Source organism: Streptomyces sp. MS191 (assembly GCF_008042125.1).
GTDB lineage: Bacteria > Actinomycetota > Actinomycetes > Streptomycetales > Streptomycetaceae > Streptomyces.
Map to the genome: position 1 here is coordinate 48243 of NZ_RDBI01000063.1, position 13097 is coordinate 61339.

10 protein-coding genes and 2 pseudogenes are annotated in these 13097 nt (G+C 75.6%); 8 read left to right on the forward strand and 4 right to left on the reverse strand.

Going from position 1 to position 13097, the window contains the following annotated elements:
• Window positions 1-3: 3 nt before the first annotated feature.
• The 5 genes and pseudogenes from EAO71_RS26510 (at window position 4) to EAO71_RS26525 (ending at window position 5288) form a co-directional block, all read left to right on the forward strand.
• The gene (locus EAO71_RS26510; RefSeq protein ID WP_147980343.1) at window positions 4-1239 is read left to right on the forward strand and encodes a cytochrome P450; all 1236 of its coding nucleotides are present in this window, start codon (window positions 4-6) and stop codon (window positions 1237-1239) included.
• Between the two features lie 170 nt (window positions 1240-1409).
• Window positions 1410-2189 (forward strand): annotated as a pseudogene (locus EAO71_RS39190) (DUF4140 domain-containing protein); the annotation flags it as partial.
• Between the two features lie 364 nt (window positions 2190-2553).
• Complete coding sequence (locus EAO71_RS39195) at window positions 2554-3306, forward strand: DUF4139 domain-containing protein (protein ID WP_410094008.1); 753 nt, start codon at window positions 2554-2556, stop codon at window positions 3304-3306.
• Between the two features lie 8 nt (window positions 3307-3314).
• Complete coding sequence (locus tag EAO71_RS26520) at window positions 3315-4877, forward strand: DUF4139 domain-containing protein (RefSeq protein WP_147980344.1); 1563 nt, start codon at window positions 3315-3317, stop codon at window positions 4875-4877.
• A 114-nt stretch (window positions 4878-4991) separates the two neighbouring features.
• Window positions 4992-5288, forward strand: coding sequence for a hypothetical protein (locus EAO71_RS26525; protein WP_147980345.1), 297 nt, complete (start codon window positions 4992-4994; stop codon window positions 5286-5288).
• A gap of 16 nt (window positions 5289-5304) precedes the next feature.
• On the opposite strand, the gene EAO71_RS26530 is transcribed toward EAO71_RS26525, so the two are convergent.
• The 4 genes and pseudogenes from EAO71_RS26530 to EAO71_RS26550 form a co-directional block, all read right to left on the reverse strand.
• Window positions 5305-5754 carry a hypothetical protein gene (locus EAO71_RS26530; RefSeq protein WP_147980346.1) on the reverse strand — a complete coding sequence of 150 codons (450 nt, stop codon included), beginning with the start codon at window positions 5752-5754 and terminating at the stop codon, window positions 5305-5307.
• Window positions 5755-5890: 136 nt separating this feature from the next.
• Window positions 5891-6592, reverse strand: a complete 702-nt coding sequence (locus EAO71_RS26535) for a response regulator (RefSeq protein WP_147980347.1) — start codon at window positions 6590-6592, stop codon at window positions 5891-5893.
• Window positions 6589-6900: pseudogene (locus EAO71_RS26540) on the reverse strand (ATP-binding protein); the annotation flags it as partial. The pseudogene EAO71_RS26540 and the gene EAO71_RS26535, both read right to left, overlap by 4 nt.
• A gap of 69 nt (window positions 6901-6969) precedes the next feature.
• Window positions 6970-8109, reverse strand: coding sequence for a sensor histidine kinase (locus EAO71_RS26550; protein ID WP_261992369.1), 1140 nt, complete (start codon window positions 8107-8109; stop codon window positions 6970-6972).
• Between the two features lie 160 nt (window positions 8110-8269).
• On the opposite strand from EAO71_RS26550, the gene EAO71_RS26555 reads away from it, so the two are divergent.
• From EAO71_RS26555 to EAO71_RS26565, 3 genes are all read left to right on the forward strand, one after another.
• A complete protein-coding gene (locus EAO71_RS26555) occupies window positions 8270-8977 on the forward strand; it encodes an ABC transporter ATP-binding protein (RefSeq protein ID WP_147980348.1) in 708 nt (235 codons plus the stop codon).
• Entirely contained in the window at window positions 8974-11340 is a 2367-nt protein-coding gene (locus EAO71_RS26560; RefSeq protein ID WP_187282839.1) for an ABC transporter permease, read from the forward strand. The genes EAO71_RS26555 and EAO71_RS26560 overlap by 4 nt, the downstream gene beginning before the upstream one ends.
• A 244-nt stretch (window positions 11341-11584) precedes the next feature.
• Window positions 11585-12598, forward strand: a complete 1014-nt coding sequence (locus EAO71_RS26565; RefSeq protein ID WP_147980349.1) for a YihY/virulence factor BrkB family protein — start codon at window positions 11585-11587, stop codon at window positions 12596-12598.
• Window positions 12599-13097: the final 499 nt, after the last annotated feature.

Below are 13097 nucleotides of genomic sequence, written 5' to 3' on the forward strand. Positions count from 1 at the left end.
CCCATGACGCGAGCCTCGCTCCTGAGCCGGATCACCGACTACGCCAACCGCGCCGACCCCTACCCGCTCTACGAGGAGCTGCGCAGGACCCCCGTCCTGCACGAGGAGGAGGGCGGCCCCTACGTCATCGGTTCGTACTGGGACATCCTCAACCTGCTCCACGACCCCCGGCTCAGCTCGGACGCCGCCAACCTCACCGCCGGCGGCCACACCGGCGAGCCGGGTGGCGCGGAGGAGACGAACCTGCCGCCGAGCTTCATCCGGCTCGACCCGCCGGAGCACGACCGGCTTCGGCGGATGGCCAACCGCCCCTTCGGCCCCCCGCACAGCCCCCACCGGATCGACTCGCTGCGCGGCGAACTCGCCGGCATCGTCTCCGGGCTCCTCGACGGCCTCGGGGACACCGAGCGGATCGACCTCGTCGACCAGTTCGCCTACCCGTTCCCCGTGACCGTGATCTGCCGACTGCTCGGGGTGCCGCGCGAGGACGAGCCGCGCTTCCGGTCCTGGGTCGACCCCATCGTGGCCGCCCTCGACCCCGACCCGGACGGCGACGACCCCGCGCGGCGGCAGGTCGCCGCCGACGCACGGATCCAGCTGGGCACGTACCTGGCGGGGCTGGTCGAGGAGCGCGGCCGCGAGCCCCGGGACGACATGCTGTCCCAGCTGGTGGCGGGTCACGGCGACGAACGCATGACGACGATGGAGGTGCTCACGACCAGCGTCCTGCTGCTCATCGCCGGCCACGAGACGACGGTCAACCTCATCACCAACGGCATGCTCACCCTGCTGCGGCACCCCGAGGTCCTCGACCGGCTGCGGCTCGACCCCGGACTGGCCGTCAACATCGTCGAGGAGCTGCTGCGTTACGAGCCGCCCGTGCACCTGGTGCCGCAGCGCACCTGCGTCGCGGACATCGAGGTGCGCGGGGTCACGATCCCCAAGGGAGCACGGATCTGGCTCGTGCTGGCCTCGGGCAACAGGGACCCGGAACGCTTCCCGGACCCCGACCGCTTCGACCCCGACCGCGAGGACGTGGAGCACCTCGGCCTCGGCAGCGGCATCCACAGCTGCTTCGGGGCGCCCCTGGCCCGGCTGGAGGCCCAGATCGCCCTCTCCGAACTGGCCCGCCGCCTGGAGAACCCCCGTCTGCTGGAGGACCCGCCGCCGTACCGGCACAACGCGGTGCTGCGCGGCCCGCGCCACCTGCACATCGCGGTCGACGGGGTGCGCCGCTGAATCCGGCCGCCCGGACCGGGAGAGCGCCGTCCGTCCGCCCACGACGGCGCACCGACCACGCCCCGGTCCTCACGCGGGGACGTCCCGCCGACTTCGGGATCCCCTCCGGCACCCGGGCCTCCTCGAAGTAGGCTTCGCCCAGCACGGACACGGCACGGGGGGCGGAGCACATGACGGCCGACACGGAACACGGGTGGGAGTCGACCCTCGACTCCGTCGTGGTGTACGCGCGGGGCGCGGTCTGCCGCCGCCTGGCACGGGGCGGGGTGGGGCCGGACGGCCGGGTACGGGTGACGGGCCTGCCCCGTTCGCTCGACCCGGGATCGCTGCGGGCCCGCGTGCTCGGCGCCGACGGGGTACGCGTCACCGAGGCCCGGGTGGAGGTCGAGGCCGAACCGCTCGGCACCGAGGCACCCGACGCGTTGCGGCGCGAGGTCGAGCGGCTGCGGGCGGAGTACGAGGCGGCCGCCGGACGCCGGGACCGCCTGCTGCGCCGGATCGAGGAGGTCGCCGCGCTGCGCCCGTCCCCTCCGGCCCGCAAGCGGGAGGACCCGCACCGCCGCACGCCGGTCGAGGCGTGGCTCGAGCTCGCCGAGTTCGTCGACGGGCGGCTGACGGGCCTTCACGAACGCCTCGCCGACGGTGAGGAGGCGCTGCGCCGCGCGGAGCACGCGTACGAGGTCGCCGCGGACCGTCTCGCCCGCGCCTCCACGGCCACCCCGGCCGCCCACGTCGGGACCACGGTCTCGGCGCTGCTGACCCTCGCCGGCGCCGGCGACGCGGAGGTGGCGCTGGAGCTGGAGTACGGCGTTCCCGGCGCTGTCTGGGTGCCCGCCTACCGGCTCACCCACCGTCAGGGCGACGACAGCGGACGGCTGGTGCTGCGCGCCTCGGTCGCCCAGCGCACCGGCGAGGACTGGACCGGCGTGCGCATCGCCCTGGCCACCGCCGACCTGCGGCGGGGCACCGAGCTCCCGAAGCTCCGCTCGGTCCGGGTGGGACGCCGCCAGTCCGCCCCGGCCCCGTCCGGCTGGCGCGAGCCGCCCGCCGGTCTCGCCGACCTGTTCACGGCGTACGACGCCGCCGGGCCCCGCCCGCCGGCGGCGCCGTCATGCCGCCGGGAGCGGCCGGGGCCGCGGGAGCCATCGGGGCGGCGCCGGTGCCACGCGGCCGGCCGGTCCGCCGCGGCCCCGGGACACCGAACTCGCCGGTGCCACGCGGCCGGCCGGTCCGCCGCGGCCCCGGGACACCGAACTCGACTACACGGGCCTCGTCCTTGCCGGCCCCGAGGCGCACGGCGGCCGCCGGGGCCGGCTGTTCCCGGGCGCGCCCCTCGACCCGGTGGCCGACGAGTACCGCCGCCGCGCGGAGTCGGTGGCCACGCTGCCGCTGCCCGGGCACTGCGTACGGCCCCGCGAGTCCGCGGGGTCCTTCGACCACCGCTTCGACGCCGCCGCCCGCGCCGACATCCCGTCGGACGGTGTCTGGCACACCGTCACCGTCGGCGAGATCCCGGTCGGTCTGCGGACCGAGTACCTCTGCGTGCCGTCCGTGGAGGAGACCGTCTACGCGACCCTCGTGCTCTCCAACGCCACCGACCAGGCGCTGCTGGCCGGTCCGGTGGAGGTCACCGTCGACGGCGACTTCCTGCTGACGGCCGCCCTGCCCACGCTCGCGCCCGGCGCGGTCCGCCGGGTCGGGCTCGGTCCGGCCGAGGGCGTCCGGGTCACCCGCCGCGCCAACCTGCGGGAGTCGACCTCGGGCCTGCGCAGCAACACCACCGTGCTCGACCACCGCGTCCGCGTGGAGCTCGCCAACCGGCTCGCCGCGCCGGTCACCGTCGAGGTCCGCGAACGGGTGCCCGTCACCTCGGAACCGGAGGTGCGCATCGAGGAACGGGCCGACTGGACGACCCCCGAGGACGGCGCCGGAGCCGACCGGCACGCCCCGGGCACCCGCCTCTGGCGCGTGGACCTGCCGGCGGGCGGCACCACCGCTCTCGACGGCGGCTACGAGATCCGCATCCCGGCCGCCAAGGCCCTGGTCGACGGCAACCGCAGGAGCTGACACACCCCATGTCCACCACCACCAAGCCGATCCCGCTCCCCGTCACCGCCGTCACCTGCCTGGAGGACCGCGCCCACGTCGAACGCTCCGCCGTCCTCGACCTGGCGGCCGGGGTGCAGCGGCTGCGCCTCGGACCGGTCAGCGCGCTGGCCGTCGACCGCACGTTGCACGCCGAGCTGACCGCCGATCACCCGGCGACCGTGCTCGACGTGCGGATCGTCCGCGACTGGACACCGCGCGAACCGCTCTCCGCGGGCGCGGACGACTCGGCGCTGCGCGGGCGCGTGAGCGCCCTCGAACAGGAGTCGCTCACCCTGGAGCGGGAGGCCGACCGGCTGCGCACCCGGCTCGACCTCCTCGGCCGGCTCGCCACCGACCTGCTGCGGGAGATCGCCGAGGGCGCCGGCTCCGGGGAGACCGACGGCCCGCGCTGGACCGGCGAACTGGACCGGGTGGACGAGGAACGCGACACGTACGGCGAGCGCCTGCGGATCGCGGAGGCCCGGCAGGCCGCCGTCGCCGCCGAACTCCGCGAGGCCGAACGGGTCCTGGACTTCTCCGAGGAGGAGCCGGCCGAGCTGGTCGGCCACGTCGAGCTGACGGTGGAGTCCGCCCTCGCCGGACCGGTCGGCCTGCGCCTCGGCCACCTCACCTCGTGCGCGCTGTGGCGCCCCGCCTACCGGGCCGTGCTCGACGGGGACTCCGTGACGCTGGAGACCGACGCGATGGTCTGGCAGCGCACCGGCGAGGACTGGTCCGGCGTGTCACTGACGCTGTCGACGGCGCGCTCGGCGCTCGCCTCCGAGCCGCCGCGGCTGGGCGAGGACCGGCTGACCCTCAAGGACCGCTCGGCCGCGGAGCGCCGCACGGTCGACGTCGAGCTGCGCGAGGAGGAGATCGGGACCCTGGGGCCGGCTCCGGTGCTCGGCCTGCCGGGCGTGGACGACGGCGGTGAGGCCCGGGTGCTGCGGTCCGACGTGCCGGTCTCGGTGCGGAGCGACGGCCGCGCCCACCGCGTGCCGCTGTCGTCGTTCACGACGGGCGCGCGCCGCGAGTACGGCTGCTCGCCGGAACTGTCCCCGCTGGTGACCCAGGTGGCCCGGTTCGACAACCGTTCCGGCCACGCGCTGCTCGCCGGGCCCGTGGACCTCGTGCGCGGCAGCGGGTCCGTCGGCCGCGGCACCCTCGCGTTCGCCGCGCCGGGCGCCGCCGTCGAGCTGGCCTTCGGCAGCTGCGACGACCATCGGGTGGTGCGGCACACCGAGGAGTCCCGCGACTCCACCGGATTCACCCAGCGGACCGTGGTCACCCGCACGGTCAGGCTGCACCTGTCGCGGTTCTCCGCCCCCGGTGAGGAGGGCGACCGGGTGGTGGCCCTGCGGGAGCGGATCCCGGTCTCCGAGGTCTCCGCGGTGGAGGTCCGGCTGCGCGAGGAGTCCTGTTCCCCGGTGCCCGACGCGGTCGACGCCGAGGGCATCGTCCGCTGGGACGTCGCCCTCCCGCCCGGCGGCCGGCGGACGGTCACGCTGGTGTACGAGCTGTCGGCGAGCGGGAAGGTCACCGGCCTGTAGCGCGCCTTGCCGACCGGGCCCGTCGTCGCAGGTCAGGGACGTTGTCAGACCCCCGTCGTAGCGTCGTGGACAAGGGTCGGGCGACTGCCGGCCACCGAGGCACGGGAGCGGGCCATGGGTGAGATCAGTGTGGACCAGCGGCATCTCGACCACCTCCTCGCGGACAGCGCGAGCGCGTACGGCGCGCCGTACCAGAAGGCGTTCGCCGAGCTGGCCGTCTCGCACCGGGGCCGCCCGGTCGCCGAGATCCTGCCCTTGTTGCGCCGGGCCGCGGACGCCGCGCTGCTCGGCTTCACCGGCGCGGACCTGAGCGAGCAGGCCGAGGCGATCAGCAGCGGCCGGCCGTACGTCCTGCGGGTCCGGGTCACCGGCGACCGCCCGCCGGCCCACGGCGGGGCGCGGCGCGCGTGAGACGGCCGCCGCACGCTCAGGCGGCGGGCGCGTCGGTGCCGCGGGAGCCGGTGCGCAGCGCCAGGGCGCACCAGACGGCCGCCGCCGCCAGCGCGGCCGCGCCGAGGGCGGCCAGCACGGGGGCGTCCGGCCGCCAGCCCAGGGAGAGGCGGGTGCCGAGAAGCGTGAGGACACAGCCGATCCGCCCCGGAGCGTAGACCGGCACGCGCGCGGCGGTGGCGCGCAGGACGGCCGCCGTCAGGAAGCCGATCGCGGTCCAGGCGGCCAGGTACGGCCAGAGGGGCCCCGGAGCGGTGGACGGCAGTCCGTAGTCCTCGGGGCCGATACGGAAGAGACCGGTGCCCCAGCCCAGTCCCACTCCGAGGACGGCGATGCCCGCCGCCCACACCGCGTGGCGCCACAACGGCCCGGGGCGCACGGTCTCTTCGTCCTCGTCGGACGTGGCGGCGTCGAAAAACTCGATCATGCACTGAAGGACGCGTCGCAGGGCGTCCGCGTTGCCCGCGCGTCCCGGCTCGCGCGACGGCCACGGAGGTACGGCGGCCCGGACGGGAGGGGGTCGGGCCGGTGCTCCGGCGGCTGTTCCCGGTCCCGGCCTCCGTCTACGCCTGTGCCCCGGGGCCCCCTGGGGCGACCTCGCGTGCGCCGGCGCTGACCAGCCCCGTCTCGTAGGCGACGATGACGGCCTGGACGCGGTCGCGCAGTCCGAGCTTGGCGAGGATGCGGGCGACGTGCGTCTTGACGGTGGCCTCCGCCACGTGGAGGCGGGTGGCGAGTTCGGCGTTGCTCAGTCCGCGGGCCAGCAGGCCCAGGACCTCGAGTTCGCGCGGGGTGAGCGAGGCGAGGTCGCGGTGCAGGGCGGCGGTGTCGCTGCCGTGCCGGGTGAAGCGCTGCACGAGGCGGCGGGTGATGGCGGGCGCGAGGAGGGCGTCGCCGGCGAGGACGGTGCGGACGGCCGCGGTCAGGTGCTCGGGGGTGACGTCCTTGAGGAGGAAGCCGCTGGCTCCGGCGGACAGGGCCGCGTAGACGTACCGGTCGAGGTCGAACGTGGTCAGGATGATGACGCGGGGGTTGTCCGGCGCGCCGGTGAGGATGCGCCGGGTGGCCTCCAGGCCGTCCATCTCCGGCATCCGGACGTCCATGAGCACCACGTCGGGACGGGTACGGCGGACCGCTTCGACCGCTTCGGCCCCGTTGGTCGCCTCGGCGACGACGTCGATGCCGTCGGCTCCGAGGATCAGCCGGAACCCGGTGCGCACGAGGGTCTGGTCGTCGGCGAGGAGCACCCGCAGCGGCTCGGTCACGATGCCTCCAAGGGGATCAGGGCCTCCACACGGTAGCCGCCGGTGAGCCGGCGGCCGGCGGTCAGGGTTCCGCCGTGGACGGCGAGGCGCTCGCGCAGCCCGATCAGGCCCCGGCCGCTGCCGGCGCCCGCGCCCGGGAGTCCGCCGCTGTCGGTGACCTCCACCCGGAGCCGTTCCGTGCCGTACTCGACGGTGACGGCGGCCGCGGCGCCGGACGCGTGCTTCACCGTGTTGGTCAGGGCTTCCTGGACCACGCGGTAGGCGGCGAGTTCGAGCCCGGGCGCGGGCGCCGGCAGCGGCCGGGGCCTGATCGGGCTGCGCGAGCGCCTCGCCGTCCACGGCGGAACCCTGACCGCCGGCCGCCGGCTCACCGGCGGCTACCGTGTGGAGGCCCTGATCCCCTTGGAGGCATCGTGACCGAGCCGCTGCGGGTGCTCCTCGCCGACGACCAGACCGGCAGTCCGGTGTCCCGCACCCGTCCGACCAGCGTCTCCAGGCAGTCCGGTGTCCCGCACCCGTCCGACCAGCGTCTCCAGCTGGTCCAGGCCGGGTTGCGGGGCCAGCTCCGCGGCCGGGTCGGCCGCGTCCGCCGCCTCGTCCTCGTCGGTCGTGGTGAGCAGTCCCATGACGTGGCGGAGTTCGGTCATGGCGRCCCGGCCGCCCGCCTCGACGGCGAGCAGCGCCTCGCCGGCCCGGTCGGGCGAGGTCTTCATGATCGTGCGAGCGGCCCCCGCCTGGATGATCATCACGCTGACGTTGTGCGTGACGACGTCGTGCAGTTCGCGGGCGATCCTGGCCCGTTCGTGCTCGACGGCCCGGCGCAGCGCCTCGGTCTGTTCGCGTTCCAGCGCGGAGAGCCGGCTGCGGCCCTCGTCGGTCCGGAGTCTCCAGGTGCGCAGGCCGACGGCGGCCACGGCCATCGGCCCCAGGATGAGCAGCGCGATGTACTCGTTGGGGACGATCGGTGTCACCGAGTTCCCCGAGGTGCCGACCAGGACGACCGACACCGGCAGCGCCGTCAGGGTCGCCACCCGGTACGGGCTGTACACGGCGGCGCTGTAGACGGCGATGACGAACGCGTAGAAGGTCAGCCGCATGACGCTGTGCGGTGTCGCCAGTGTCGCGGCCGTCACGACCAACAGCACGGCGAGCGGGCAGCGGCGGCGCAGCACCAGGGCGCCCGAGGCGACGGCCGCGAGGGTCACCATCAGGGCCAGGCCGGCGGGGCCGGACGGGCGCGGTAGCGCGAGCACGACGCCGGGCGCGATCTCGCGGAACACCACGTTGCCGACGTTGTCGACGCCGTAGTAGACGGTGGCGATTCCGAGCACCAGGGCCACCAGCACGTCGAACCGCCAGGCGCGCCGGGTGGGCCGGGGCGGCGGACCGCTCGGCACCCCGGCGTCGCGAACCGTCCGGCGGGCGGCTTCCCCGAGCCGCACCAGCGTCGTACGTACGTTCCTCACCGGTTCATTGTCGCCGTCGCACGGATCCACCGAGTCCGTCCCGGTGGTCATTCCCGCCGCCTCGCGTACATCGCCCGCCTACATCGCAGGGATGACGTCACCGGCGCTCATCCCCACGCGGTAGCGGAAGGCGTTCGGGCGGGCGACGCGTGCGGGCAGGGCCCGCTCCTAGCGTGCACGCATCCCGTCGCCGAGGCCCGAGGAGCCCTTCATGACCCAGCCCGTGATCGAACTGCGCGAGGTGAGCCGCCGATACGACGACGGCCCGCCCGCCCTGCGCGAGGTGTCGCTGACCGTGCGGCCGGGCGAGGCCGTCGCGGTCCTCGGCCCGTCCGGGAGCGGCAAGTCCACGCTGCTCAACCTGATCGCGGGACTGGACCGGCCCGACTCGGGGACCGTCACCGTGGACGGGGTGCGGGTGGACCGGCTGAGCGAAGCGGGATCGGCGCTCCACCGGCGGTCGAGGATCGGCATGGTCTTCCAGTTCTTCAACCTCCTCGACGACCTGACCGTCACCGAGAACATCGTGCTGCCCGCGCGTCTCGCGGGTACGGCACGGGGCGAGGCGGACCGCCGGACGGCGGAACTCCTCGAACTCCTGGACATCGGCCGGCACGCCCGCGCCTATCCGGGGAGGCTGTCGGGCGGCGAGCGGCAGCGCGTCGCGGTGGCCCGGGCGTTGATGAACCGTCCGGCGCTGCTGCTGGCCGACGAGCCGACCGGGGCGCTGGACACGGCCGCCGGACAGGACGTCAGCAGGCTGCTCGCCGACCTCAACGCCGAGGGCCAGACCGTCGTCGTGGTGACCCACGACCTGGCGTTGGCCGGGTCCTGCACGAACCGTACGGTCCGGATCGCCGACGGCGGGATCACCGAGGACGTCCGGACGCGGGACGTCGCGCCGGAGGTCGTCCGATGAGCGGACTCGGCAGGGTCGTGCGTTCGGGGGTGGGGCGCCGCCGCGTGCAGACGCTGGTGATCGGGCTCGCCGCGATGATGGCGGTGGCCGCGTCCGTCCTCGGTGGATCGCTGCTCGTGGTCTCCGGCGCTCCCTTCGACGATGCCTTCGCCGGGCAGCGCGGCGCGCATCTGTCCGTGGAGTTCGACGCGGGCGCGGTGGGTGCCGGGCAGCTGGCGAGGTCGGCGGACGCCGCGGGGGTGAGCGCCGCGGCCGGGCCGTTCCGTACGGCGACGGTCAGCCCGCGGTCGGACGGGGCAGGGCCGGGTTGGCCGATGACCGTGGTCGGCCGGGGCGATCCCGGCCGGGAGGTGGACGAGGTGGCCCTGCTCGACGGCCGGTGGCCCACCCGGGCCGGCGAGATCGCGGTGTCCGCGGACTCCGCGCTGTTCCCGGCCCTGGGCATGGAGCTCGCCTTTCCCGGTCTGCCCGGCGATCCGACGCTGACCGTGGTCGGTGTCGCCCGCTCGGTCACGAGGACCGCCGACGCCTGGGTGGTTCCGTCCCAGATGCCGGCGCTCACCGCGCCCGGGGGCGGCGGGTACCAGATGCTCTACCGCTTCACCGACGCGGSCACCGCCGCTCAGGTCACCGCCGGCCGCGGGGCCGTGACGGAGTCCCTGCCTCCGGGAGCGGCCGTCGGCGAGACGTCGTGGCTCACCGTCAGGAGGGCGGCCGAGCGCGACACCGCCCTCTACGTCCCGTTCCTCCTCGCGTTCGGCGCCCTGGGCCTGCTCATGTCGGTGCTCGTCGTGGGCAACGTCGTCGCGTCGGCCGTCGGCACGGGAACGCACCGCATCGGCGTCCTCAAGGCCGTCGGCTTCACCCCGGTCCAGGTCGTGCGGGCCTACGTGGGCCAGGCGCTGATCCCGTCCGCCGTGGGCACGGCCCTCGGCGTCCTCGCCGGCCACCTGCTCGCGGTTCCCGTCCTGGCCGAGACCGGGGAGGTCTACGGCACCTCGTCCCTGGCCGTCGCCCCCGGGGTCGACGTGGCGGTGGTCGCCGGGGTGCTCGGTCTGGTGACGGCGACCGCGTGGGCGAGTGCCTGGCGGGCCGGGCGCCTGCGTACGGTCGACGCGCTCGCCGTCGGGCGCGCCGCTGCGGCCGGGCGGGGCCGGTGGGCGGCCCGGGCGGCCGGTCGCCTGCCGCTGCCGCGGCCGGTCTCCCTGGGCCTGGCCCGGCCGTTCGCCCGGCCGGTGCGCGCGTTGGCCATGGGCACGGCGGTCCTGTTCGGCACCGTGGCCGTCACGTTCACCGTCGGGTTGAGCGCCTCGCTCGGCGAGGTGATGAAGGCCAAGGCCCATGACGCCGCCGACGTCACGGTGCCCGCGCCGCTGCCGGACTTCGGTCCTCAGGGGCCTGGTCCCGGCCGCGGCCCCGGGCTGGCGCAGCGGCCCGAGGTCGATCCCGCCGCGGTCGCCGCGGCAGTCGAGGCCGGCACCGGGACCGGGCGGTACTACAGCGCCGCGACGGTACGGGCGACGGTGTCCGGCCTGACCGGCACCGTCGACGTGATCGCCTTCACCGGCGACGCCTCGTGGGGCGGCTACACGATGGTGTCGGGGCGCTGGATCGGCCGACCCGGCGAGGCCGTGGTCCCGACCCCGTTCCTGTCCACCACCGGCACCAGCGTCGGCGACACCGTCACCCTGAACGGCCTGGCCGAACCGGTCACGGTCCGGATCGTCGGCGAGGTCCTCGACCCCCGCAACGACGGCATGCAGGTCTTCACCGACGCCTCGACCCTGACGGCCGCCCGTCCCGACCTGACGGAGACGAGCCATCACATCGCCGTCGCGTCGGGCACCGAGGTCTCCGCCTACGTCGACGCGCTGAACAAGGACCTGGCACCGCTGGGCGTCACCGCACAGGCCGGGGGGCTCGGCGCGGGTGGCGACATGGTCGTCACGCTCGACGCGCTGTCCGTGACCCTCACCCTGATGCTCGTCGCCGTCGCCGCGCTCGGCGTGCTGAACAGCGTGCTGCTCGACACCCGCGAGCGCGTCCGTGAGATCGGTGTCCACAAGGCGCTCGGCATGACGCCCCGGCAGACGGTCGCGATGGTCGTCACCTCGGTCGCCGTGACCGGTCTGGTCGCGGGCGCGCTGGGAGTGCCGCTCGGTGTCGCCCTGCACGGCCGAGTCGTCCCCGCGATGGGCGACAGCGTGGGGCTGCGCCTCCCTGGTTCCGTCATCGCCGTCCATCACGGGGCGGAGTTGCTCCCGCTCGCGCTCGGCGGCCTGGCCATCGCCGTCCTGGGTGCGCTGCTCCCCGCCGGCTGGGCGGCCCGGACCCGTACCGCCACGGCCCTGCGCACCGAGTAGGAAGCCGGACCACGGGGCTGCCCCCCGCCGCGCGGGGGTGGGCGCGGGGCGCCCCGGCGCCCGGCCTCCGGCGGGCCGGGCGGCGTACGCGGGAGTCCTCGACGGCACGCGCGCGGCCCGGCGGGTGCCGCCGGCGGGGCGCGCGGGCGGCAGGATGTACGCAGTGGCACACGCCGCGCCGTCTGACCTGCGGATCCGTGGGTAGACGGGCCTGGAGGACCCCCGCGACACCTGGAAGCGAACGATGACGACTCACCGCCCCCGCCTGGTCGACCGCGCGGCCCGCCGTGCTCGCGGCGCGCGGTCGACCGCGACCCGTTCGGCACGGCGCTGGTGGCCGGCCCTGCGGGCCACCCCCGTGGCCCTGTGGCGCGACGACGTGGCGGACTGGGCGGCGGCCCTGACCTACTACGCGATCCTCGCGCTCGTACCCGCCCTGCTCGTCGCGGTGACGCTGACCGGTCTGGTGAGTCCGGACGGGACGGACCGGCTGATCGTCCTGGTGTCCTCCTGGGCGCCCGCCGAGTCCGGCGCCACCCTCCGGGACGCGCTGCGCGGACTGGCCGAGGAACGCTCGGCGGCCTGGGTGCTGATCGGCGCGGGCAGTGTCAGCTCGCTCTGGTCGGCTTCCAGCCATCTCGCGGTCTTCCGGCGCGCGCTGCACGCCATGCACCGGGTCGAGGACCGCCGCCCCGCGCTCCACACCGCGCCGCTGATCGTGCTCAACGCGCTGTTCCTGCTGGCCCTTCTGGTGGCCAGTGCCGGTGTCCTCGTCTTCACCCAGCCGGTCGCGGCCACGGTCGAGGGCTGGCTGGGGATCGACCTCGTGTCCGCGACGACATGGACCCTGCTGCGCTGGCTCGGCCTGCTCACCCTGGTCGCGCTGCTGGTCGTGGTGCTCTTCCGGACGGGTCCGGCCGCGGCGAAGGGCCGCTCCCACGCGGCGCCGGGCGCGGCGCTGGCGGTGCTCCTCTGGCTCGCCGGTTCGGCGGGCTTCTCCTTGTACGCGACGGGATTCGGCACGTACAGCAGGGTCTACGGCTCGCTCGCCGGGGTGGTCGTGTTCCTCGTGTGGCTGTGGAGTTCCCACCTGTCACTGCTGGCGGGCGCGCAGTTCACCGCCGAGCTGGCCAGGGCGTCCGCCCCGGTGCCGCCCTCCCCCACCGCCGGGACGCCGCGGTCGTCGGTACCCGAGCCGGCCCGGCCGCCCGCCGGCGACGGCCGTACGGACGGTGCGGATCCGGTGCGGGAGTCCTGAGACCGCTGGGGGCGGCCGCACCTGCGGGGATCCCCCGACTCGCCCCGGTCACGGTGGACTTGGCGGATCGGCCCGTCGCCCGGCCCCGTGCGGGGAGGGTTTACAGCGTCCTTTCAACGATGTAAAACCTGCGTGCAGTCGCTCCACCGCGCTGTCGACCGGTCCGCGGGACCGGTCCCCGGCGTCGCTGCGCGCTGCCCTGCGCGCCTCCCTCCGCCCCGCACCGCACCTCCTCGCTCCGCCCCGTTCCGACCGGCCCCGCGTACCGCCCCGGCCGGCGCGGCCGCCCGCACGACCTCGCGCACGTTCCCCTCCAAGGAGCTCCGATGCGTACCTCCCCACCCCGGCGAACCGGGCGCCCCTGGCAGGCGCTCACCGCGCTGCTCGCCCTCTACGCCCTGGTGTGCGCCGGCCGGGGCGGTACGCGGGGCCGGTCGGAACGGGGCGGAGCGAGGAGGTGCGGTGCGGGGCGGAGGGAGGCGCGCAGGGCAGCGCGCAG

What these genes read in the sequence shown, in the direction of transcription:
- EAO71_RS26565 (WP_147980349.1), top strand. Translation starts at nt 11,585, where the DNA reads ATGACGACTCACCGCCCCCGCCTGGTCGACCGCGCGGCCCGCCGTGCT.
- EAO71_RS26555 (WP_147980348.1), top strand. Translation starts at nt 8,270, where the DNA reads ATGACCCAGCCCGTGATCGAACTGCGCGAGGTGAGCCGCCGATACGAC.
- EAO71_RS26510 (WP_147980343.1), top strand. Translation starts at nt 4, where the DNA reads ATGACGCGAGCCTCGCTCCTGAGCCGGATCACCGACTACGCCAACCGC.
- EAO71_RS26525 (WP_147980345.1), top strand. Translation starts at nt 4,992, where the DNA reads ATGGGTGAGATCAGTGTGGACCAGCGGCATCTCGACCACCTCCTCGCG.
- EAO71_RS26530 (WP_147980346.1), bottom strand. Translation starts at nt 5,754, where the DNA reads ATGATCGAGTTTTTCGACGCCGCCACGTCCGACGAGGACGAAGAGACC.
- EAO71_RS26520 (WP_147980344.1), top strand. Translation starts at nt 3,315, where the DNA reads ATGTCCACCACCACCAAGCCGATCCCGCTCCCCGTCACCGCCGTCACC.